Source organism: Microbulbifer maximicatervae (SeqCode) (assembly GCF_052467825.1).
On sequence record NZ_CP174327.1, the window covers coordinates 807805 to 827846 of the forward strand.

Below are 20042 nucleotides of genomic sequence, written 5' to 3' on the forward strand. Positions count from 1 at the left end.
CCACTGGGTGGGGCACTATGGCGCAGTTTATTGCAGCTCTTGCTCCAACTGCTCCAGCAGGTCCAGGGGTTCCATCTCAACCCCTTCCAGTTCGGCATTCCAGTTTATCCCCACCAATAAGACATCTTCATGCATGCCGGTGAGCCAGTCATCCATAAATTCTTCCAGGTCAATTGCCACTGCCTCATAGTCAGCCCAGTCTCCTTCGCAGTGGTCTTGTGCAAATTCTCTTTGCGACCAAAAGGGCATAACCTCAGTATCGGCCCGCTTTTCAGACTCACAAAGTGCAAAGCCCTCCTCACCCTGCAGGGCCCAGACGCAGCCCTGGCCTACAGCTTCAGGCAAAAAGCGCGCGCAATTATCTTCAAAATTATCGGTTAGGGTTTCGCTTTGCATAACAACTTCGCTTAAACGGTTTTACCGCAGTTTACGTTAGTTTTCCCGGCCTCAATAGGCCCTAAATTCTGTCGAATACTGCCATCGACTCAACATGATCGGTATGGGGAAACATATCCATGACACCCGCCTTACTCAACCGGTACCCCAACTTCACCAATTCACCGGCATCCCGAGCCAGGGTGGCCGGGTTACAGGAGACGTAGACGATCCTACTGGCAGAAAATCGCGCCAACCCGCGCACAGCCTCCAGAGCGCCGTCTCTCGGTGGGTCCAACAGGATTTTATCGAAACCTGCTTCAGCCCAAGGCGCACCTGCCATTTTTTCGTTCAGGTCGGCAGAATAAAAGTGCACATTTTGTAATTGGTTCAAAGCGGCATTATCCACACCCCGTTGAGTTAAAGCGCCGACACCTTCGACCCCGATCACTTCCGCTGCACGACGCGCCAATGGCAGGGTAAAATTCCCCAACCCGCAAAATAAATCCAATACACGCTCGGAGGGTTGCGGATCGAGTAACTCAACGGCTCGACTCACCATCTGCCGATTTATCGCAAAATTAACCTGCACAAAATCCTGCGGTTTAAATCTCAGCGTCAGGTCAAATTCCGGCAACTGATAACTTAGATAAGCGGCCCCTTCTATCGGCCAGATTCTCTCCAGTGAAGCATCACCCCCACCTTGTATATACAGGTGTATACCGGTACTTTTAGCAAATGTTAACCAGAGCGCCAAGTCCTTATCTGACAGGGGCTTTAAATGGCGAAGCGCCAGAGCTGTCACATCATCTCCAACCGCCACTTCCAGATGAGAAAAGTTTGCCCGGCCTTCACTTTCGCCAACAAGTTTTTTTAGCGACCCTAAATGTTCGGCAATTTTTGTATGTAGTACCGGGCACTCATCAATATCTACCAAATCATTGCTGTGCTTTTTTCGAAAACCAAAAAGCAACTCACCACCCTGGGATTTTTTCAATTTGCGAATGCCGATACGGGCCTTGCGCCGATAACCATAGGGATCAGCGGTTAACGGCGGCAGTATTTCTTCAGGTTCAATTCCACCAAAGCGCGACAACTGATCCAAAAGAATTTTTTGCTTTTCAGTAATTTGTGCCGATGGCTCCAGGTGCTGAACCGAACAGCCTCCACATGAATCCACATAGGCGCACTGCGGCGCGCACCGATCCGCTGAAGCCGATAGGACTTCCTCAACAATTCCCTCATCAAAACGGCCGCGCCGTGCGGTATAGCGGAATTTAACCTGCTCTCCCGGTAAGGCACTATCAATAAACACCGTTTTGCCACCCACCCGGGCAATACCGCGCATATCGTGACTAAATTTTTCTATTGTCGCTTCAGCGCGGCTCGGCAAGTTTTTTTTAACCGGCTTGCGGCCAGTAATAAAACGGGGCTTCTTACTCATAATTAATTGGGAGAATTCAGTACAACTAAAGAATAGAAAAAAGTTACAGGGTCAGGCGGTGACCGTTATCGCGCAACCAGCGGCGCAACTCTTTAAATCTGGGGCACACACTTTGGACTAAATCCCAGAAAGCGCGGCTGTGGTTATGGTGTTGCAAATGGCAGACCTCGTGAGCCACCAAGTAATCCACCACCGGCTCAGGAGCGAGACAAACAAGCCAGTTAAACTGCAGCTCACCGCGGATACTACAGTGACCCCACTTGCTTTTGGTGCGACGAACTTTTACTGATGAAATACTTAACCCCAGCTGCTCGGCCAACACATGGGATTTTTGCGTTAACAATGCCAATGCTTCCCGCTGGTAAAGGCGTTGTAAAGCAGTTTGCAGTTGCGTGTCATCGGGCTGGCGATAGCGGGTATAAAGCCCGATAGCACCATCGCCAATACCGGCACTTTTACTGCTTGTCGCACGCTGTAAGGGAAGCTGCTGTCCCAGCCAGGGAAAACTCTCACCAAAAGCGTACTGATATTGCGGCACCTGCGCGGCGCGCCGGTCGGTTGCGAGTAACTGCGCTCTCACCCACTGGATATTTTCCTGCAGGAATTCATGCCCATAACGGGCTGCACAACGCTGTGGAATTCGCACTTCCACACCACCGGAAGACAGTACCAGTCCCAGTCGCTTGCGCCGGCTCGAGCGCACCAAGCGATAGGGAATATCTTCAAAAATAAAATCCTGGGCCTGTTTCAAGCGGGATCTCCACACACAACCCAAGAGATAATACTAGGCACCATGAGCTACAACAGCCATGGTAATGCGAGAAATACAGCTGAGTTTCCCATTGGGTGCATAGATCAGAATTTCCCACACCTGGCTGCTACGCCCAATATGCACGGGTTTTGCACGACCGCGAACCTCTCCCTCAGGGACAGGGCGTAGGTGATTGGCGTTAACCTCCTGACCGACACAATAAAATTTATCGGTATCCACTAATAGGTTGGCACCTATGGAACCCAGTGTCTCCGACAATACGACATTGGCACCACCATGCAAAATACCGAAGGGCTGGCGAGTGCGATGGTCTACGGGCAAGGTCCCTTCCAGGTAATCATCGCCAATTTCCGTAATTTCCATTCCCAGGTAGCCGGGCATGCATTGGGATATTCCCTGGTTCAGTTCTTCCAGTGAAGGATCTAAATGCCAAATTGCCATTACAATAAATCTCTTGTGCGTGTAATACCGGAGCATTAACCCGGACTTCTTTACATATATTCAGGGCCAACAATTTTTTTTACTTACCAATAAAATAATCTGGCAGAAAAAAATCCGGGGGGATAATAGCCGGGCGTTAAATGCGTGGGGCCAAACAAGCCATAACGAAACAACTCCATATCCAACATCCGCAGCTCCCAGCGAAGGCGGCTGCGCTGCAAGTACAATGCCTGGGCCTGGGCTTCACTATCAGTGTTCCGATAGGCGTAATGCAGGGAGAGCAACTCGCGCTCTAAATTATCCCGGCGCCACAAAAGGCGCTGGTAATGCTGCTCTATACGGTATTCGGCGAGACCGCGCTCGTAATTCTGTAAAAACAAATCAGCAGTAGGGCCAGTGCAAACCCCTTGGTAATTACGCCCCCTACGCCCCTGGTGATAGCCATTTTCTGCAGTGCAGTAAGTCTCTACACCCTCTTCATGGCCCTGCAGCCATGCATCGCTATCCACATGCATGTCGTAGCTGTCACACTCTTGGGCAATATCGTACACCAGCGACTGTGAGCGACCGCGAGCGCCGTCTTGCAGGCCCCGCTCATACCAGAGCCCCGCACGGCACTCCTCTTCGGAAATCACTGCGCAGCCGCTTAACCCCAGCACCAGCAAGGCGAGAAAAAGGCGTATTTTTCCTGCAAACATAAAATGGGACTCCCGGCGCTGTACTTCCCGCCTGTTATTGGAATCCAGGTATCACTTAACCAAAGCGCTTGTCGGCGACAAAAGGATTGGTTTGGCGCTCCTGGCCAAAAGTGGACATGGGGCCATGCCCCGGTACAAATTGAACCTCATCACCCAGCGGCCATAGGCGCTCTTTGATAGAGCGAATCAGGGTATCGTGGTCTCCCTGGGGGAAATCCGTACGCCCGATCGAACCGGCAAACAAAACATCTCCCACCAGAGCCAACTGGCTGGGGCGGTGGAAGAAAATCACATGGCCAGGGGTATGGCCCGGGCAGTGGTGCACCTCCAGTTCCTGATCCCCTACAGTAACCGTATCTCCCTGTTCCAACCAGCGGTCTGGAGTAAATACTTCGACAGCGGGGAAACCAAACATCTGCGCCTGCATGGGCAACTGCTGAATCCAGAAATCATCGCCTTTATGCGGCCCCTCTATCGGCAGCTGGAGCTGCTTGGACAACGCCGCAGTGCCGCCTACATGGTCCAGGTGGCCGTGGGTCAGCAGGATTTTCTCCAGCTTGAGACCTCGCTCCTCCACCGCCGCCAGAATCTTATCGAGATCGCCACCGGGGTCGACAACAGCCGCGCGCTTACTGTCTTCACACCACAGCAACGAGCAGTTTTGCTGGAAAGGAGTAACCGGAACCAGGTGATATTGCAGCGACATAAGAAAGCGGCCCTTCATCTTTTACAGGAGACTGTTGAGGTAATTGGGGATTATACCGCGAGAGCCTGCTGAGAGGGTTGTGGATGCCGATGAGCGGGCTTATTCACCGTCTTGAGCAGGGAGCGCACATCCTCTATCAGCTGCTCAACAACTTTCGGGTTCCGCCAGTAATCCTCAGGGGGCGAGGGAAAAGCCACTGAACTCAAAGCGCCGTGATCGCTCAGCGAACAAGTCTCATAGTCTCGGCACACCGCCTGGTTATAGGAGGGGCTCAGGGGTTTAAGGGGCCAGCCAAACAGGTCATTGGGGTGATAAAAATTCTTCCAGCGAAAATTGTATCCCCGGGTATTGGAGGTGACCGCCTGAATTTGCTCCCGGGGTCGATCGGCGCACCACAGGGGCATTGTCGGCCCCAGGGTGTACCAATGGCTCAAGGTCTTGAGGCGCAAAAACCTCTCACGCGCCGACCCTTTGTGAACTCCTGCGGGACCGCCTTCACGCCAAACACCGCAACTGACATTGGGCCGCTGGGCGTCCCAGAGGTAATTAGATAGGTTGATACAACCCACCGAATGGCTGATCAATATCACCGGGGCCCGCTCATCAACCTGATCAGCGGCCTTGGCCAGCGCCGCATAGATCTCGCGCTGGGTCTTTTCGTAGTTGCTATCCCGACGATCCACATTGCCGGACTGCGCCGCTGTCTGCGACATCCCCAAGAGTAAATATTTTCGTGCACGCAGGAAGTCCAGTTCGCGTTTCTGCATACTCTCAAAGGTGCGTTCGATATTGCTCTGGAAGTGCTCCAGACCGGGTAATTCAGCGCAGTAGAGACGCGACCACTCCTCCCCAAGCTCGGTTTCCAATGCCAAAAACAGTGGCTTTGCAAACGTGTTATCCACAGCCCCCATACCCGCAGCAGCAAGGATTACGATATCCGCCATGGCTTCCTCTTCTTATTATTCTATCGGCGCCTTCGCAGCGCTCGGCTTTTTTAATTGAATGAACATTGATGAAAACCCGCACAAGGGGCATTCTCACTGCCAAAGAAAAATCGAAAAAATACTGAAAGTGGCGCGAGGGGAAGCTGCACAGTCATGCATCCCTTTACGAGCCAGTGTGGATACATCACAGTAAATATGAACTAACGTACCCACTAGTGAGCCGCAGAAACTGCATTGCGACGGGTTGAGATGACCGATTTAACCCGAATAGTAATATACTGCCCAAAGCTAAACCGGCGCCACTCCAATTTGCCACCCAAGAGGCGGAATCACCAGAAAGCTGGCCTATTACAGTGCTGTAACAATACCCGGGTCCTGGTGCATAATAGTGGCTGTACAAAAATCAAACATTTATAACAATCCCTCCCGCAGCGATGCTTTTAACTTCCAAATACAGCCTGCCGGATTGCCCCGAGCACGCCCTATCGCGCCCGCGCCTGCTGTCGGTTCTGAACCAATGCCACAGTGATCAACTGCTGTTGGTGACGGCTCCTGCGGGATACGGCAAGACCACGCTGGTTACCTCCTGGGCCTCACAGCAGGACAACCCGGTGGCCTGGTATACGCTGGATGCCAGCGATAATGAACCGAGCCAATTCTGCCGCTACCTGGTGGAAAGTGTGCACAGGGCGACCGGCAATGGTATCCCCCAGACTCACCAGTTATTGTCCGCGCCCCAGCGCCCAGACCCCTCAACCCTGGTGAGCCACCTGCTGTCGGAACTGCGGGGGCTGCCTAGCGAACTGCGCATCGTGCTGGACGACTACCACCAGATCGACAACCAGCAGGTGCACGACACTACCCGCTTTTTGTTGCGCCACGCCCCCGCCGGTGTCGGTATTGTTCTCACTAGTCGCAGCCAACCGCCTTTGGGCCTGGCCACTCTGCGAGTTCAAGGGCGATTACTGGAATTGGGCAGTAATGAGCTGGCCCTCAACATTGAGGAAATCGCCACCCTGCTCAAGCAGCGCCTGCCGTTTAATCTCGACGGCGACCGCGCAGCCCAACTGCATCACCTCAGTGAGGGCTGGCCCCCCGCCGTACAGCTATTCACTTTATCGGTGCGCGACAGCAACGAAGTGGATCGCTATCTGGCAGAGCTGGAGCAGGGCCACAGTCATATTCTCGATTACCTGGCTGAGGAAGTGCTGGAGCGGCTGGAACCCCAACTGCGCCAGCTCCTTTCCTGCACATCGATCCTCACCCGGGTGAATGCCCAACTGGCAGAGCGCCTTACCGGTCGGCAGGATGGTCAGCAGTTGCTGGAAGAAGCCGCGCGCCGGGGGTTATTCCTGCAGGCGCAGGATTCAAGTCGCCAGTGGTTCCGCTTCCACCCGGTCTTCGCCCGCTTCCTGCAGCGGCAAATCAATGACCGCGAACACTTGCTGCAACTGCACAGCACTGCCTGTGATACCTGGCAAGAATTAGACCAGCCAGTGGAGGCCCTGCGCCACGCTCTGGCCGGGGGCGACCGCGAGCGGTTAAAGCAACTGCTTAACGACCGAGGGGAACAACTTCTGCGCGCGGGGCAATCGCGCCTGCTGCGGGACTGCCTCGACTGGCTCGGTGACGAAGCCCTGCAACACAGCGCCCGCTTTACCCTCCTGTCCGCCAAAATGGCGCGGGAGAATTTTGAATACGACCTGTGCGAGAAAAACCTGGCGGCCTCGGAAAGCTGGCTGCAGCGGGAGGACCCGGCACAGTGGCGCAACTTTGAAGGCGCCTTTGCCACCATGCGCGCCCAGGTGGCCATTGCCCGAGGGCAGACACTGCAAGCCAAGGAGTATGCCGAAGAAGCCCTGGCCCTACTCCGCGCAGACCAGCTGGGCGAGAGAATCTCTGCTCTGCTGGTCACCGGTGAGACCAGCTTCTGCCTGGGTGCCCTGCAAGAGGCCAACCGCTATATGCAGGAAGTTGAAGCCCTGGCGATCGCCGAGCGGGATATTCCCAGTGCCGCCTGGGCCATTTGCCAACAGACAGAGATCGCCTTTGCCCAGGGCCTGCTGAAGAAAGCGTCCACACTGCAGGAAAAGGTGCAGACCCTGGTGCAGAAAAATCACCTGTCCACACTGCCCATCTCGGAATTTGTGTGCCGGCTGCGCGGCCAGCTTCAATGGGAGTCCGGCGATCTGGAAGGTGCCGAGCAATCCGCTCGCCGAGGTATGCAAATCAACCGCCGGGTCGGCGAGCACTGGCTGCTACCTGAGTACACCCTGCTGTTAAAAATCGCCCAGGCCCGGGGGGAGAAAGAGGATGCCCTGGAGTGGTTGGAGCGTATCGAGCGCCTGCTCACAGACGGGCGCTACCACCGGGACTGGATCGCCAACGCCGATGCCACCCGCATCCGCACCTGGCGCGCCCTGGGCAATCAGCAGGCCATCGCCAGCTGGTTGGAACAGGCTACTCCCGTCGCCGACAGGCCCAGCAATCACTTTGAGCAGTGCCACGGGCGCAACCATGTGCGTGCGATGATTGAGCTGCACCACTGGTCCGATGCCAATCGACTATTGAGCCGCCTGAAACAAGTTGCCAACGAGTGCGGCCTGGAGACAGATCGCCTGCGCAACCGGGTGCTGGAATCCCACTTGCTGTGGCTGCGGGAGCAATACCCCCAATCTGTGGAGGCTATTAGTGAAGCCCTGCTTCTCTCCCACGAGCGGGATTTTCGCGCCAGTTTCCTGCAAATCGGCAAACCTTTAATCGTTATCCTAAAAGCCGCCCTGGAAAATGGCCTGGGAGATGCGGAGTCCAGCAAAGCCCAACAACTGATCAAAGCGGCACAACAGCAGCCAGAGCTGGACGGTGGTATTCGCATCGAACTGGATGACACCATTATCCGCGAGATACTGGCCAGCGATGCTGTGCCGGACTTCCTGCGCCACTCCCCACTCACCCCAAGGGAATGGCAGGTACTGAATGCGATTCACTCGGGGCTGTCGAACGAGAAAATCGCCCGTCACTTTAAGGTGGCGCCGAGCACCATCAAGACCCATATTCGCAGCCTCTACCAAAAGCTGGACGTCAAGGATCGCCAGGAGGCCATCGCCCTGGCCGAGCAAATGCTTCGCTCAGTCCAGGACAAGCCCTAAACAGTCCTGCTCCAGCGGCACAGGGACGTGCCCACTATGCTCCTCATCCCCGCCTGCCGATACCAAGCCACCCAAGGCCAGTCACCCTTTACCCCCCTCTCCCCCCTCGCCGGGGAGGAGGAAGCCCGCCAATGACTGCTCCATACTCACCCTATCCTTTAAAGGTGGACTATCTCCACATTTCAAATAATGAAACAAGGCAGTAATCCATGAGCGGCAACAGCTATGAGTGGTGGCGCAATAGCGTTATTTATCAGATTTACCCACGCAGCTTCTGCGACGCCAACGGAGATGGCATCGGTGATATTCCCGGAATTACGCAAAAACTGGATTATGTAAAATCCCTCGGCGTAGACGCCATCTGGATCTCACCCTTCTTTAAATCGCCGATGGTGGATTTTGGCTATGACGTTGCCGACTACCGCGATGTAGACCCTATTTTTGGCAACCTGGGAGATTTCGACCGGATGATCGAAGCGGCCCACGAGCGCGGCCTGAAAGTGATTATCGACCAAATCCTCAGCCACACCTCAGACCAGCACCCCTGGTTCCAGGAGAGCCGCGCCAACCGCGACAACCCCAAAGCGGACTGGTATGTCTGGGTTGATCCTCAAGAAGATGGCACCCCTCCCAACAATTGGGTCTCCGTATTCGGAGGAGGCTCCTGGCGCTGGTGTACCCGCCGCCGCCAGTACTATTTGGCCAACTTCCTTAAAGAGCAGCCGGACCTGAATGTGCACAACCCGGAAGTCCAGGAGCAGTTGCTCGCCGATATGAAGTTCTGGCTCGATCGGGGTGTAGATGGTTTCCGACTGGATGCGGTCAACTTTATTTTCCACCAGCAGGCCCTGGGTAATAACCCGGCGCGCCCGCTCAAGCTCGACGATAAAGGCCTGCCACCAGTCAATCACTACGACTACCAGTGGCACCAGAATGATAAATCCCAGCCGGAAAACCTGGTGTTTCTCCAGCGGGTACGACAGTTAATGGATCAGTATCCCGGCACTGTGACCGTAGGTGAAGTTGGCGACGACAATACCCATAAAATCATGGCCGAGTACACCACGGAAAAACGCCTGCACATGGCCTATTCCTTCGATCTATTGACCGAGAATTGCAGTGCGGGCTTCCTGCGCGAAACCCTGGAAAAAAACCGCGACGTAATCGAGAAGGGCTGGCCCTGCTGGTCGATCAGCAATCACGATGTACCCCGCTCAATAACCCGCTGGAACAAAGGCTTTAGCGATGACCAAGCCGATGCCAGGGCCCCATTATTCCTGTTGATGCAATTGGCACTACGCGGCAGTGTCTGCCTCTACCAAGGGGAAGAACTGGGCCTGCCGGAAGCGGAAATTGCCTATGAAGACCTGGTAGACCCCTACGGCATTAATCTGTGGCCGGAATTCAAAGGCCGCGATGGCTGCCGCACACCGATGCCCTGGACCAATACCAGCGAAGACAACGCGGGCTTTTCCACAGCAAAACCTTGGCTACCCGTCTCTGGGGAACACCAGCAACGGGCGGTAGAGGTTCAGCAGGACGCCCAACGCTCCATGCTCAACCGCTTCCGCGCACTGATCGAATGGCACCGGGAGCTACCCCAATCGTTGGCTACAGCAGAGCAGGAAGTGATCGACACCGGCAGTGATTTATTTGCTTTTGTAAGGCGCAGCGACAGCGAAGAAATGCTGGTTGTTCTCAACCTGGGGCAAAACAGTGGCACCCTGGAATTACCTGCCGAGTTCTCCTGTGCGCACAATATTACCCCGGCACTGTTTGCTGGCAATGCGGAAGGAAATAGCTTAGAGCTAGCTGCCGCAGATGCCTGTGTGCTGCTGCGTAAAAAAGCCTAATTGATTAGCAATGTTTAAAAGATGCCCAGCTCATTTTCGAGTCTGGGCATCGAGTAAGAATTACAGTCTCTCTGCAACGTCTCTTCCTTTCGACGTCTGCTTTCCCGCCGGCACAATGCCGGCTTTTTTCTGTTTAATTCCAGCACGTCATCATCTGTAGCCTGCAATATAAAAAAACAGATAAAGATATCCGGTGTGGCTCCCTCTCAAGGTAAGTCTTCACTATTGGAAATAACCAAATGCAAGGCAAAAATCATCAACTAATGAAAAATACTAACCCATCGAGTTAAGAATCCTTCAACCTCAATTTAAAGCACTACCATTGGAGAGTCACGTCATATGATTTTTTAAATAAAAAATTGAAAAATTTAGAACGTTTATATTAAACCGATAATGGGGCTTGTATTTTAGCTATTTTGAAATGGGACTGTCCTTCCCTGAAGTACAAGGTGAGAGAGGCCTCTCGCAATCTCCCCACCCTATCAGTGAGGCTATTTTCCTTAACAAAATACATGAATTGCTTCTCCCAGTGAGTATAAGTTTACCTCTCCTTCCTAAAACAACCGTACTTAACTTGAAATATGCTACCAGAAGACTCCCGTGAAACATTCAGTCTTACTTGGTACTCAACCGCGAATATCTTCCATAACATTGCTCTTCAAACTGTCTTATATACAGCATTTCATATCTTGTTCTACTTTCAATATCAGAATTCAAGAGAAGCTTCTCCTATTTCTGGAGAGAGCGAGCTAAGTCATTGACTTTAAAGGGGGTGACACTATTGTCACGAGCAAGAAAAGCAGGTAGATATATAGCCGCTGTTATATATCTACCTGTTGAGGATTGCGCCAGAGCCTCTAACCTACTGATATTGCTATGTTTTTTGGGTAATCTTGGATGACTGCAGCAGAAATATATAGAAGGGTGATATAAAGACGCTTCTTTTGAATTAACTGTTATTGTGGCGGTCAATTTTTAGATGGTTTGTAGTTGTTGCAAGTAACAATCTCTACCTGAACACGTTTCGCCAGAAAGCTCTCCTGCAAACTGGTACTGCAGTTTCGTTCCAGTGCCTTCGTTTTAAGCCAACGATCCCTGCAAGTCAGTTGCACCATTGTGAAGTGCCAGTCAGTTAGTTAACTGGTGGGGAAAGTATGGTATTTTTCCCAGTAAATTTATCGGGCAGTGGCCAGCCAAAGTTGGCTGACAAAGAGCAAGTAGGTCGTTCAGCGCGCGCCAGCTATAACCAGGCCAAGCAGGCTCGCCCAGCCCCTATGGGGCTAGGCTGGACAGCCTACGCGGCGCGCTTCGCACGCAAACGCTCCGGCTGCCCCTGTTGGCAACGTTAGCATTCAGTAAATATGAAATTTTTATATAGAATACTGCGTTGGCTGTTTCTTGGAGCAATTGGAGTTTCAGCAATCCTTATATTCTTAACTATAGGATTTGTCTGGTTGTGGGATATAAACTCTATTAACTCAATCGGCGAGGCTAAAGAACTTCTGAGCAAACATGGCAGTATCGAGCACGAGCAAATAATTAATGAGTGCTCGAAGTTAATAAAGGATGGAGAAGAGCGCACTTTAATGCATGAGGATATCCCAGAAGTGCTAAAGTCGTTATCGCCACAATATGTCCGAGCTTCAGAGTACTCATGTGAGGTAAACCTTTACAAACAGCCAGGCAAAGGAATTGGCTACTTTGTAAAAAAATCTCCTAGTGGCTCTTTCATCCTTAGTTGGTTTAACCACTTTGAAAGTTGGGAAAGTCATGATATTGAAGTCAAATAGTGAACATGCTAACAATCACAGGCAGTTAGCGTCGGCCCCTATAGGGGCCTCTGCGGGACGGCCTACGCTTCGCTTCAGCCGCCCCTGCTGTGGGCGTTATGCATAGAGTATTTAGCGGATGAGTAATGAGGCTGAAAGGGTATACCTTGAAGAAATCAATAGATCCTTCAATATTTTTCGTAACGATGATAGATTTAAAGAATTTCTTTGTAAATTTAATGTGGAAGAGGGTATCTCGTCTTCCGATGTAACCAGTATCTACAATAATATGGTTAATATTTACAATAGATCTCAAGAAGGAGCGATAATTGATGGGCGAAAGCTCAAAAGAATATGGAACACTCTAGAGTATTTAACGCTAAAAAATATTCAGCTTGAAGAAAAGTTGTCAGTTCTAAAAAAAGACCACTAATGCACGAGATAGCTCCCGGCTTTTGCATGGGAAAATGCATAACAAACAGCGGCAGAGCGACGGCCAACGCTACGCACATTTTGTGTTACTCGCTGGCGCTCAAACATTAACACAAAATGCGCTCCGCGCTGGCTGCGCCTGCGCTGGGCGTTAGGCGTCAAAAATGGATCGAGAAGAAGTCTACAAGAGTTGGGGTCTTCCTAGCATCAAAATAGGAAGCGGCGACTTGATAGCGAGAGAGCATGCAGCGAAAGCTCTAGAATTAATCTACGAAAACCAATATTACTTTTTAGGGTACGATGCTTTTACTGTATTTCCTAATGGCAAAAGGCAGCCACACATGGAATTTGGTGCTTCTTTTCGCAAAGAACGGCAACCGTCTCTAATTGAAGCTATCAACTTGTTAAAACTAGATCCTAAGGAAATTACACACTATGAATTTGTTTTCGAGCAACACGCCTAACAAGGCGCTGTTGTCGCAACCTTCGGTTGCTGGGACGGCCCGCTGCGCGGTCCGCCCCAAAGCTTGGCGTTAGGCATCTAAACTATGAAAAAAATTTATTCCCTTGAAGTTGAGCATGAAGACCATCCTGGGCAAGTTGAGCAAGCTCAGAAACTATCTCTCGATAAAAGCAAACCTCACCTAGGGTTAAAGGGAGTTTATGGCCTATATGGCTCATCTGAATGGAGGGAAAAAATCTATAGCGGTAAAGTACCCAGCAAGGTTTACCAAGGGATTATCAAAGATATTCATTTTACAGGTATGCATAATGAAGCAGAAGGTTTTACTCTAGCACTAGATAATGGCGGTAGTTATTCTTATACCTGTGTCGCGAATCGACGTAGAAACATGAAACACTACAAGGTTGGCAAGCGTCTGAAGGTGACAACATTTGTTGAGGTTTTAAAGAAAGGAAGAGATCATGAGTTTGTATGGCAAATTGAGGTCGAACATGCCTAACAAGTGGCTGCACAGGACATTTGTAAGCTTGCTCCGCTTCGCTTCACAAACTTAAAAATGCCTGTGAGACAGGCGTTAGCATTCAGTAAATATGAAATTTTTATATAGAATACTGCGTTGGCTGTTTCTTGGAGCAATTGGAGTTTCAGTAATCCTTATATTCTTAACTATAGGATTTGTCTGGTTGTGGGATATAAACTCAATCGGCGAGGCTAAAGAACTTCTGAGCAAACATGGCAGTATCGAGCACGAGCTAATAATTAATGAGTGCTCGAAGTTAATAAAGGATGGAGAAGAGCGCACTTTAATGCATGAGGATATCCCAGAAGTGCTAAAGTCGTTGTCGCCACAATATGTCCGAGCTTCAGAGTACTCATGTGAGGTAAACCTTTACAAACAGCCAGGCAAAGGAATTGGCTACTTTGTAAAAAAATCTCCTAGTGGCTCTTTCATCCTTAGTTGGTTTAACCACTTTGAAAGTTGGGAAATTCATGATATTGAAGTCAAATAGTGAACATGCTAACAATCACAGGCAGTTAGCGTCGGCCCCTATAGGGGCCTCTGCGGGACGGCCTACGCTTCGCTTCAGCCGCCCCTGCTGTGGGCGTTAAGAGGCAAATTTGAGACTGATTAAATATAGTGTAACCTGGTACTTAATTGGAGCATTTGGTTGGTATTTATCTGGTGTTGCTATTAGTCTTATCCAGCATTCAGAAAGCCACTTTGAAAGTATGGCCTTATTTTTTAGCCCCATTGCAGTGCCATTCACTTTGTATGATTATTTAGGTCGTTCACAAAGTAAGTTGGAGGGAAGTGTAGTTGTTATGGGGGTATCTTATACACTAATTCTAATATTGTTATTTTTGTTGTGGCATCGCAATAAAAATGCCTCTTAACCAGGCCAAGCAGGATTGCCCAGCTGACAGCTGGGCTGGACGGCCTACGCTTTGCTTCGGCCGCCCCCGTTGGCAACGTTAAGGGTCACAAGGAGAGTCATGAAGATTCCAGAAATAAAGCTAGTGGCATCACCTGAATCTGCTGAGGCCAAGAAAGCAATTGGCTTCAAGTATAATGATGAGGCAGGCTTCGGGCACAAAATTGGAGGCCATCCCGATTTCGTGCAAGGCGAAGATGACTGGCCAAAATGTTGTGGCTAGAAGATGACTTTCTACGCACAAATAGACTCAGTGGGTGATGACTATTCTCTGGGGGACTGCGGCATGGTGTATGTTTTTATTTGCTTTAGCTGCTTTAATTCATCAAGCTTTGTGCAGTCGCATTAGCCATGTGCCATAAACTCATAACAAAACGCTCAACTACACTCCGGCCGCAAGCGGCTTCCGTCGGACAGCCAAAAGCGTGCTTCGCACTGGCTGCCGGTTAGCTTAGCGTTATGAGTTCAAATGGCTAGATATCTCGTATTACTAATTCTTCTTTGCAGCGCATCTGTGAATGCAATTGACATTGAGCTGGTCGTCGATGACTGTGGTCCATTGGCAAAAGGTGAGTTAGGCGTTGTTTTTAGTCCAAAACCGCGAAAACAAGGCTGGTATTACTTCGCAAAAGGGGATGCGACGGATGTCTGTCCAAAGTTAATGGATGCGGTTCGCATAGTTGGTTATGAGGAAGATTACTGTAAAAACCATAACCCAATTCATCCGAAAGAATGTGAGTATTTGAAGGTATTTATTATCAAAGAGTACATCAATGAGTAGTACTCATAACAAGCCGCAGCAATCGCTCCCCTTGGTCGCTGGGACAGCCAAAACGCTACGCTTTTTTGTCTGCCCCTGTGCGGGGCGTTAAGCACCTAAAGTAAGGAACAGCAATGCTGCAGAAAGTTGGATTAATTCATCTACTGTTTGCCATTTTCACGTTAGCTTACTGCGTGTTTGCTGTTGTGAGCGGCAAAGTAATTGGTTATAAACGAGCTGGGCTCTCAGAAACAATCAGTATTGATATTGAACCAGAGGGATTTTGGGGTATCGTGTTGCTTTATGTAGGTATAGCAGTAATTATGGTTATACTAAGTATAAAAAAGTACTTCCCTAAAAAACTTTATGAGCTCATTGATTTTGGTATCCATTCCAAACTATCCATTTTGCAAGTTATATTTATAATCAGCTTTACCGCTTTAATGTACACCACTATTTTTTGGTTAGCTGGGGTGTTAGCAAATGCTTAACAAGTACAAGCAGGTTGCTGCGGGCCTTTGGCCCTTCGCGGGACAGCCTACGCTACGCTCCGGCCGCCCCTGTTGTAGTCGTTAAGTGCATGAGAGAATGAAAACATCAGTAGCAATTGCTTTACTTACATTAATTTTGAATGGTTGCGCTACACCACAAACCTATACCGGAACGGTAACTGATTGCCAAGATAATCCGATTGCTAGAGCAGAAGTAGAAGCATGGGAAAACGAATGGATTCCTTTTCACTTGCCTGGCAAACTTGGAGAAACCAAAACGGATGAAAATGGAACTTTCACATTAAGCACAGAAAAAGAGGCGAGCTTCTTCGTTTATTCTGGTAGTAAACTAGTATTTACAAGCCACTCTGGGAAATCGGAGACCAAGTGTGCCAAAAATAGCACTTAATAAATCGTGGCAGCAAGGGCGCTTCGCGCAGGGACGGCTTACACTTCGTTCCAGCCGCCCCTGCACTCTGCGTTATGAATAAAAACTATGTCTAATCTCAAAGACCGCCGATGGCGTCGAAAAGGCCTCGATAGAAAAATCGAGACTCCTTCATGGGGGGAACTTGCTTTTGGGAAAAAGCTTTTCAATTTGCGGCATATGTTACTAGCTGTATTTACTAGTGGCTTCATATCTTTTGCAATGCTATACCAGCTTATAACCTATGGACATTGGGAGGCTAAAGGAGCAAAAGTAGATGGTCCCGTGGGCTATGGTGTTGCCTTTTTCCTTCTAGTAATTTTCATAGCCCTACTTATTGCAACTATTAAAGACTGGCGGAGAGGCTAATGCATAACAAAAGGCAGCACGATTGCCCACAAAATATGTGGGCTGGACGGCCTACGCTTTGCTTCGGCCGCCCGTGTGCTAGGCGTTATATGACTATGAAGAAATTATTATCAACCATCTGTATTCTATTTTCTTTTCTTCCGAGCTATGGTTTTGGGCAAACCGTATCATCATTTTGTGCAGTCGCAGATGCAAAGGACTTTATGTTTGTGTCTACGTTAATTTCAGTTTTAGATGAATATGCCGAAAAGCGCTCGCTAAAGAGAGGTATGCCGTCTCCAAATGGAATTACGTATGCAGAAAAAAACAAAGAATATATTATCAATGTCACACCGATTGGGCCGATTGGTACAGAAGTTTCTTTCTTTCCAAGAGCAAAAGGCACGTACGCTAAAGAGTCAGATCAGTTTAAAAGTTTTGTCATGAGTGTTGTAGCTGATAAATTTGGTGCGGTTCAATGCGAAGATATGGATGGCTACCGTGGCAGCGTGATCCATGGCTATGAAGCAATCGTCATATAACCAGGCCAGGCAGTACGCTCCGGCCGCCTCTGCTGGCAACGTTAGGTGTCAAAAAAAATGAAGAACATCGTAATATTTTTCATCATGATCTGCACGGCTGCAATTGCCGGATGTTCTTATATTGAGCCTTTCTACGTACTTAATAGCTCGGATGCAGAGGTAATGGTAAAAGCAGCCCACAATGAATATTCGATAGCACCAGGAAGCACAAAGAAGATTAGAGGACTTCATTATCACGGAGCAACCATAAGTAACGGAGTAACTGAAATATCTTATAACAATGCGCTAACTGATATGGTTCCCAACTGGCATCAGTACAGCGACACATATATATGCCGCAATTTCTTCGGCTCTCGTATCAATGTTGAGTTTACTCATAGCAATGAGCTATTGTTATTGCCGTGTAAAAAAGGTGGCGCTGTTAAAGTTATCTCACCAGATAAAACTTTATCGCTATACCAAAGAGCACCTAACAAGTTTATAAACCATCACCAGCAAGCTGGCTGGACCGCTAAAAGCGCTGCTTCGCAGCAACGCGGCCGGTTATAAAGGCGTTATGCGTCTTGAAAATTAAGCAGATACTAATTGCTCTACTATTTTCAGCGTCAGGTGTAACGGAGGCGATTGAAGCTTGTAGTGAGCATGATTACTGCCCTCCACAGGGCACTATACATGTCATGGTTTCTCCCAAGGTTAGTAGAGAGAATCGTAAGCTATGTGACGGAGCGACATTTGTTGTGCACTTCTCCCTAAGAATGGGTGAGCCAGAGAACATCGTTATAAATTCAAGCCCTGATGCGTTACGGCTAGCAATAATCAAAAGCTTCAAAAGATGGAGGTTCGGCGCTACTGAAGAAGTTAATGGTGCAGTAGAGAAATTTTCACTGACTCCAGCGTGCTTCGTGCAGAAGAGCGCGGTTCCATGATGATCACGCATAACAAACGCAAGCAGAATGCTCCGGCCCTACGGGCCTCCGCGGGCATTATGAGCACTAAAGAGTAATGGAATACCTACTAATATTCGGGTCAGTCGCACTGGCATCGGTTCTGATGATATTCGTAATGAAATCCCAGGATCGAGAGATAGATAAGATTACGAAAAGACATCTCGAACTGATCAGAAATTCATATCCAGATGCGTTCGGTGGGAGCTATACCTTTTATACAGATAATCATCCGTATGTTTGGGGTGAGATCGAAAAAGAAGCTATTACGGGTCTAGTCAGGGCAGCGGCTACCGGTTTCAGGGGGATACCTCAAGACCCTCCGATATACTGCTACGAAGTAGACGATTACAATAAACGTTTTTACTTTATCGCTGGTCAGAAGAGGTTCGATTTTAAATCTCTTAAACACTACCAAGAATGGCTTGATAGTCAGAAAGAAGTTGCAGAAAATATCCGAAAATATAACGCCTCATAACAAGGGCGTGCATTTGACCGCCGCTTCGCGTCGGCAAATGACGCCGGCGTTATAAGACATGAAATCAATAGCACTATTTGTAACAATTATTTTTATCTCAGCTCCTGGGCAGGCATCTCCAATGCTTAGAGGAGAGGTAACCCAAGAGCAGTCTGAAGAACTCATTGCATACTTTAATAAAGGCGCCACTGTCTCGGTTTCGGGGGTTCCACTTCGCTCACTGCCCAAAGGGTTAGGTAACAAAATCTGGAGAATCTCCCGTAAGGAAGCAGAGTACGTTGTCGAAATTGCTACGGAAAAGTGTGATAAAAATGGCTATGAAGTATTCATTGTCAAATACAAATGTAGCGTGAGAGCGGCTTCGTGCGGTTTTCAGGTGAGTAGTGCCAATGAGTGCATCATAGAAATCGCTTATAATAATGCCAGACAGTGAAGCTCCCGGCCTTCGGCCCTCCGCGGCGTTATTATGGCGGTCGACTTTATTGATTTTTCGGGTAACTGAAAGCTTAGTGCCACTAAATAGCAGTCAGTATTGAGCCCTTTTTACTAGTTGTTATTCAAGCAGTTTCGTTCTAAGAGTATTTGCTCAAGTGTGGTAGATGCGGGCAGTCCGCTGCAAATTTGTGGGGTGCCAGTAAGATAGGAATTGGTTGGGGAAAGTGCAGTATTCTTCCCTCGTAAATATTGGGCAGGGGCCAGCCAAGCTATGGCTGGCAAAGTGCCAGTAGGTAGTCCCGAGCGTGCCAGCCATAACCAGGCTGGTCAAGCTCGCTCAGCCCCTTCGGGGCTGGACAGCCTACGCGTTGCTTCGGTTGCCCTTGCTAGCAACGTTATGGCTAAAGGCGGCATCGTATGAGTAGGCGGATTTCTATTTTTCTAACAGCTTTGTTTTTCTTGTCCATCAACACTGCGGCCACTTTTTATAAGTCGCCCAAAACCTATGGGGTTTTCAGTGAGAACACGGAGTTCATGTCGAGGATCATCCCTGCGTGGCCTGTAGACGATAAATATAAGCCCTATGCTAAAGCTGAGATATATCAACTTAATGGTAATACTTATGAACTTAAAAGAACTTTTCACCTGCTAAATGAGGTTTCCCCACAATCAGCTTACTTAAGCAACGAGGGGGTGCTAGTTACCATGCTAGACTGGGCAAACCCATTTGCGGGTCATGATCTCGTTATCTATTCTGTTACTGGTAAAGTTTCATTTGAGTTCTCTGGGCTCAATTTCTTCAGTGAGTCAGAGCTAAAGAAAATTCAAGATGTGGGCTCCGATGTTTTAAATGGCCCACGCCCCTGGATATGCTGGCAAGATGAACCATTTAAGTTTGAAAATGAGGTTTTTGAATTTACTGATTCCACGGGCCGTTATATATCGATTGATGTAAACACCGGAAAATACACTACTGAATCATCGGGTATAAAATGTGGCGAGTAAAAGCCATAACATGTAAAGGCACCCGACATCAAACCGCCGCTTCGCTTTGGTTTTGTCGCAGGTGCTTTAATCGTTAAGGTTAAGACTTACCCACGTTTAGTAGACACCCTGTATAGTTAGGTTTAGGCCTAAC

28 protein-coding genes are annotated in these 20042 nt (G+C 49.3%); 21 read left to right on the forward strand and 7 right to left on the reverse strand.

What is annotated here, in order from left to right:
- Window positions 1-27: 27 nt before the first annotated feature.
- The 7 genes from ACJJII_RS03505 to ACJJII_RS03535 form a co-directional block, all read right to left on the reverse strand.
- On the reverse strand, window positions 28-396 hold the full coding sequence (locus ACJJII_RS03505; protein ID WP_444895989.1) for a DUF2750 domain-containing protein: 369 nt from the start codon (window positions 394-396) through the stop codon (window positions 28-30).
- A gap of 61 nt (window positions 397-457) precedes the next feature.
- Window positions 458-1819, reverse strand: a complete 1362-nt coding sequence (gene rlmD / locus ACJJII_RS03510; protein WP_444918299.1) for a 23S rRNA (uracil(1939)-C(5))-methyltransferase RlmD — start codon at window positions 1817-1819, stop codon at window positions 458-460.
- A 43-nt stretch (window positions 1820-1862) separates the two neighbouring features.
- Window positions 1863-2570, reverse strand: a complete 708-nt coding sequence (locus tag ACJJII_RS03515; protein WP_444918300.1) for a M48 family metallopeptidase — start codon at window positions 2568-2570, stop codon at window positions 1863-1865.
- Between the two features lie 33 nt (window positions 2571-2603).
- On the reverse strand, window positions 2604-3032 hold the full coding sequence (locus ACJJII_RS03520) for a hotdog fold thioesterase (RefSeq protein ID WP_444892114.1): 429 nt from the start codon (window positions 3030-3032) through the stop codon (window positions 2604-2606).
- A gap of 83 nt (window positions 3033-3115) precedes the next feature.
- The gene (locus ACJJII_RS03525) at window positions 3116-3730 is read right to left on the reverse strand and encodes a DUF2799 domain-containing protein (protein ID WP_444895986.1); all 615 of its coding nucleotides are present in this window, start codon (window positions 3728-3730) and stop codon (window positions 3116-3118) included.
- Window positions 3731-3785: 55 nt separating this feature from the next.
- A complete protein-coding gene (locus ACJJII_RS03530) occupies window positions 3786-4436 on the reverse strand; it encodes an MBL fold metallo-hydrolase (protein WP_108734664.1) in 651 nt (216 codons plus the stop codon).
- A 50-nt stretch (window positions 4437-4486) separates the two neighbouring features.
- Window positions 4487-5380 carry a hypothetical protein gene (locus ACJJII_RS03535; protein ID WP_444918301.1) on the reverse strand — a complete coding sequence of 298 codons (894 nt, stop codon included), beginning with the start codon at window positions 5378-5380 and terminating at the stop codon, window positions 4487-4489.
- A gap of 434 nt (window positions 5381-5814) precedes the next feature.
- Between ACJJII_RS03535 and malT the strand changes: the two genes are divergently transcribed.
- The 21 genes from malT (at window position 5815) to ACJJII_RS03640 (ending at window position 19909) form a co-directional block, all read left to right on the forward strand.
- Entirely contained in the window at window positions 5815-8529 is a 2715-nt protein-coding gene (gene malT / locus ACJJII_RS03540) for an HTH-type transcriptional regulator MalT (protein WP_444918302.1), read from the forward strand.
- Window positions 8530-8738: 209 nt separating this feature from the next.
- Complete coding sequence (locus ACJJII_RS03545) at window positions 8739-10382, forward strand: alpha-amylase family glycosyl hydrolase (protein WP_444918303.1); 1644 nt, start codon at window positions 8739-8741, stop codon at window positions 10380-10382.
- A 1154-nt stretch (window positions 10383-11536) separates the two neighbouring features.
- Window positions 11537-11731, forward strand: coding sequence for a hypothetical protein (locus tag ACJJII_RS03550; protein ID WP_444917903.1), 195 nt, complete (start codon window positions 11537-11539; stop codon window positions 11729-11731).
- A 12-nt stretch (window positions 11732-11743) separates the two neighbouring features.
- Window positions 11744-12172 carry a hypothetical protein gene (locus ACJJII_RS03555; protein ID WP_444918304.1) on the forward strand — a complete coding sequence of 143 codons (429 nt, stop codon included), beginning with the start codon at window positions 11744-11746 and terminating at the stop codon, window positions 12170-12172.
- Between the two features lie 118 nt (window positions 12173-12290).
- Window positions 12291-12584 carry a hypothetical protein gene (locus tag ACJJII_RS03560; protein WP_444917897.1) on the forward strand — a complete coding sequence of 98 codons (294 nt, stop codon included), beginning with the start codon at window positions 12291-12293 and terminating at the stop codon, window positions 12582-12584.
- A gap of 163 nt (window positions 12585-12747) precedes the next feature.
- Window positions 12748-13047 (forward strand): hypothetical protein, encoded by a 300-nt coding sequence (locus ACJJII_RS03565; RefSeq protein ID WP_444918305.1) that lies wholly within the window; start codon window positions 12748-12750, stop codon window positions 13045-13047.
- A gap of 84 nt (window positions 13048-13131) precedes the next feature.
- The gene (locus ACJJII_RS03570) at window positions 13132-13545 is read left to right on the forward strand and encodes an immunity protein RhsI2 family protein (RefSeq protein ID WP_413662945.1); all 414 of its coding nucleotides are present in this window, start codon (window positions 13132-13134) and stop codon (window positions 13543-13545) included.
- 91 nt (window positions 13546-13636) lie between these two features.
- The gene (locus ACJJII_RS03575) at window positions 13637-14056 is read left to right on the forward strand and encodes a hypothetical protein (RefSeq protein ID WP_444918306.1); all 420 of its coding nucleotides are present in this window, start codon (window positions 13637-13639) and stop codon (window positions 14054-14056) included.
- Window positions 14057-14165: 109 nt separating this feature from the next.
- Window positions 14166-14441: a hypothetical protein gene (locus ACJJII_RS03580; RefSeq protein WP_444918307.1), complete on the forward strand. Its 276-nt coding sequence runs from the start codon at window positions 14166-14168 to the stop codon at window positions 14439-14441.
- Window positions 14442-14540: 99 nt separating this feature from the next.
- Window positions 14541-14702, forward strand: a complete 162-nt coding sequence (locus ACJJII_RS03585; protein ID WP_444918308.1) for a hypothetical protein — start codon at window positions 14541-14543, stop codon at window positions 14700-14702.
- 291 nt (window positions 14703-14993) lie between these two features.
- Window positions 14994-15260 (forward strand): hypothetical protein, encoded by a 267-nt coding sequence (locus tag ACJJII_RS03590; RefSeq protein ID WP_444918309.1) that lies wholly within the window; start codon window positions 14994-14996, stop codon window positions 15258-15260.
- A gap of 113 nt (window positions 15261-15373) precedes the next feature.
- Window positions 15374-15730 (forward strand): hypothetical protein, encoded by a 357-nt coding sequence (locus ACJJII_RS03595; RefSeq protein ID WP_444918310.1) that lies wholly within the window; start codon window positions 15374-15376, stop codon window positions 15728-15730.
- A gap of 97 nt (window positions 15731-15827) precedes the next feature.
- Window positions 15828-16139 (forward strand): transthyretin-like family protein, encoded by a 312-nt coding sequence (locus ACJJII_RS03600; protein WP_444918311.1) that lies wholly within the window; start codon window positions 15828-15830, stop codon window positions 16137-16139.
- An 87-nt stretch (window positions 16140-16226) separates the two neighbouring features.
- On the forward strand, window positions 16227-16526 hold the full coding sequence (locus ACJJII_RS03605) for a hypothetical protein (protein WP_444918312.1): 300 nt from the start codon (window positions 16227-16229) through the stop codon (window positions 16524-16526).
- 95 nt (window positions 16527-16621) lie between these two features.
- Window positions 16622-17047, forward strand: a complete 426-nt coding sequence (locus ACJJII_RS03610) for a hypothetical protein (protein ID WP_444918313.1) — start codon at window positions 16622-16624, stop codon at window positions 17045-17047.
- A 57-nt stretch (window positions 17048-17104) separates the two neighbouring features.
- Window positions 17105-17596, forward strand: a complete 492-nt coding sequence (locus ACJJII_RS03615) for a hypothetical protein (RefSeq protein ID WP_444918314.1) — start codon at window positions 17105-17107, stop codon at window positions 17594-17596.
- A gap of 14 nt (window positions 17597-17610) precedes the next feature.
- A complete protein-coding gene (locus ACJJII_RS03620; RefSeq protein WP_444918315.1) occupies window positions 17611-17973 on the forward strand; it encodes a hypothetical protein in 363 nt (120 codons plus the stop codon).
- A gap of 76 nt (window positions 17974-18049) precedes the next feature.
- The gene (locus tag ACJJII_RS03625; RefSeq protein WP_444918316.1) at window positions 18050-18469 is read left to right on the forward strand and encodes a hypothetical protein; all 420 of its coding nucleotides are present in this window, start codon (window positions 18050-18052) and stop codon (window positions 18467-18469) included.
- Window positions 18470-18527: 58 nt separating this feature from the next.
- Window positions 18528-18902, forward strand: a complete 375-nt coding sequence (locus tag ACJJII_RS03630) for a hypothetical protein (protein WP_444918317.1) — start codon at window positions 18528-18530, stop codon at window positions 18900-18902.
- Window positions 18903-19175: 273 nt separating this feature from the next.
- Window positions 19176-19325: a hypothetical protein gene (locus ACJJII_RS03635; protein WP_444918318.1), complete on the forward strand. Its 150-nt coding sequence runs from the start codon at window positions 19176-19178 to the stop codon at window positions 19323-19325.
- Entirely contained in the window at window positions 19322-19909 is a 588-nt protein-coding gene (locus tag ACJJII_RS03640) for a hypothetical protein (protein ID WP_444918319.1), read from the forward strand. The genes ACJJII_RS03635 and ACJJII_RS03640 overlap by 4 nt, the downstream gene beginning before the upstream one ends.
- Window positions 19910-20042: the final 133 nt, after the last annotated feature.

Bases quoted from the DNA above. Each gene is read 5' to 3' on its own strand.
- ACJJII_RS03635 (WP_444918318.1), top strand. From the start codon at position 19,176: ATGGCTGGCAAAGTGCCAGTAGGTAGTCCCGAGCGTGCCAGCCATAAC.
- ACJJII_RS03555 (WP_444918304.1), top strand. From the start codon at position 11,744: ATGAAATTTTTATATAGAATACTGCGTTGGCTGTTTCTTGGAGCAATT.
- ACJJII_RS03610 (WP_444918313.1), top strand. From the start codon at position 16,622: ATGAAGAAATTATTATCAACCATCTGTATTCTATTTTCTTTTCTTCCG.
- ACJJII_RS03545 (WP_444918303.1), top strand. From the start codon at position 8,739: ATGAGCGGCAACAGCTATGAGTGGTGGCGCAATAGCGTTATTTATCAG.
- ACJJII_RS03530 (WP_108734664.1), bottom strand. From the start codon at position 4,436: ATGTCGCTGCAATATCACCTGGTTCCGGTTACTCCTTTCCAGCAAAAC.
- ACJJII_RS03535 (WP_444918301.1), bottom strand. From the start codon at position 5,380: ATGGCGGATATCGTAATCCTTGCTGCTGCGGGTATGGGGGCTGTGGAT.
- ACJJII_RS03550 (WP_444917903.1), top strand. From the start codon at position 11,537: ATGGTATTTTTCCCAGTAAATTTATCGGGCAGTGGCCAGCCAAAGTTG.
- ACJJII_RS03585 (WP_444918308.1), top strand. From the start codon at position 14,541: ATGAAGATTCCAGAAATAAAGCTAGTGGCATCACCTGAATCTGCTGAG.
- ACJJII_RS03640 (WP_444918319.1), top strand. From the start codon at position 19,322: ATGAGTAGGCGGATTTCTATTTTTCTAACAGCTTTGTTTTTCTTGTCC.
- ACJJII_RS03575 (WP_444918306.1), top strand. From the start codon at position 13,637: ATGAAATTTTTATATAGAATACTGCGTTGGCTGTTTCTTGGAGCAATT.
- malT (WP_444918302.1), top strand. From the start codon at position 5,815: ATGCTTTTAACTTCCAAATACAGCCTGCCGGATTGCCCCGAGCACGCC.
- ACJJII_RS03560 (WP_444917897.1), top strand. From the start codon at position 12,291: ATGAGTAATGAGGCTGAAAGGGTATACCTTGAAGAAATCAATAGATCC.
- ACJJII_RS03570 (WP_413662945.1), top strand. From the start codon at position 13,132: ATGAAAAAAATTTATTCCCTTGAAGTTGAGCATGAAGACCATCCTGGG.
- ACJJII_RS03595 (WP_444918310.1), top strand. From the start codon at position 15,374: ATGCTGCAGAAAGTTGGATTAATTCATCTACTGTTTGCCATTTTCACG.
- ACJJII_RS03630 (WP_444918317.1), top strand. From the start codon at position 18,528: ATGAAATCAATAGCACTATTTGTAACAATTATTTTTATCTCAGCTCCT.
- ACJJII_RS03605 (WP_444918312.1), top strand. From the start codon at position 16,227: ATGTCTAATCTCAAAGACCGCCGATGGCGTCGAAAAGGCCTCGATAGA.
- ACJJII_RS03625 (WP_444918316.1), top strand. From the start codon at position 18,050: ATGGAATACCTACTAATATTCGGGTCAGTCGCACTGGCATCGGTTCTG.
- ACJJII_RS03565 (WP_444918305.1), top strand. From the start codon at position 12,748: ATGGATCGAGAAGAAGTCTACAAGAGTTGGGGTCTTCCTAGCATCAAA.
- ACJJII_RS03505 (WP_444895989.1), bottom strand. From the start codon at position 396: ATGCAAAGCGAAACCCTAACCGATAATTTTGAAGATAATTGCGCGCGC.
- ACJJII_RS03525 (WP_444895986.1), bottom strand. From the start codon at position 3,730: ATGTTTGCAGGAAAAATACGCCTTTTTCTCGCCTTGCTGGTGCTGGGG.
- rlmD (WP_444918299.1), bottom strand. From the start codon at position 1,819: ATGAGTAAGAAGCCCCGTTTTATTACTGGCCGCAAGCCGGTTAAAAAA.
- ACJJII_RS03520 (WP_444892114.1), bottom strand. From the start codon at position 3,032: ATGGCAATTTGGCATTTAGATCCTTCACTGGAAGAACTGAACCAGGGA.
- ACJJII_RS03600 (WP_444918311.1), top strand. From the start codon at position 15,828: ATGAAAACATCAGTAGCAATTGCTTTACTTACATTAATTTTGAATGGT.
- ACJJII_RS03615 (WP_444918314.1), top strand. From the start codon at position 17,105: ATGAAGAACATCGTAATATTTTTCATCATGATCTGCACGGCTGCAATT.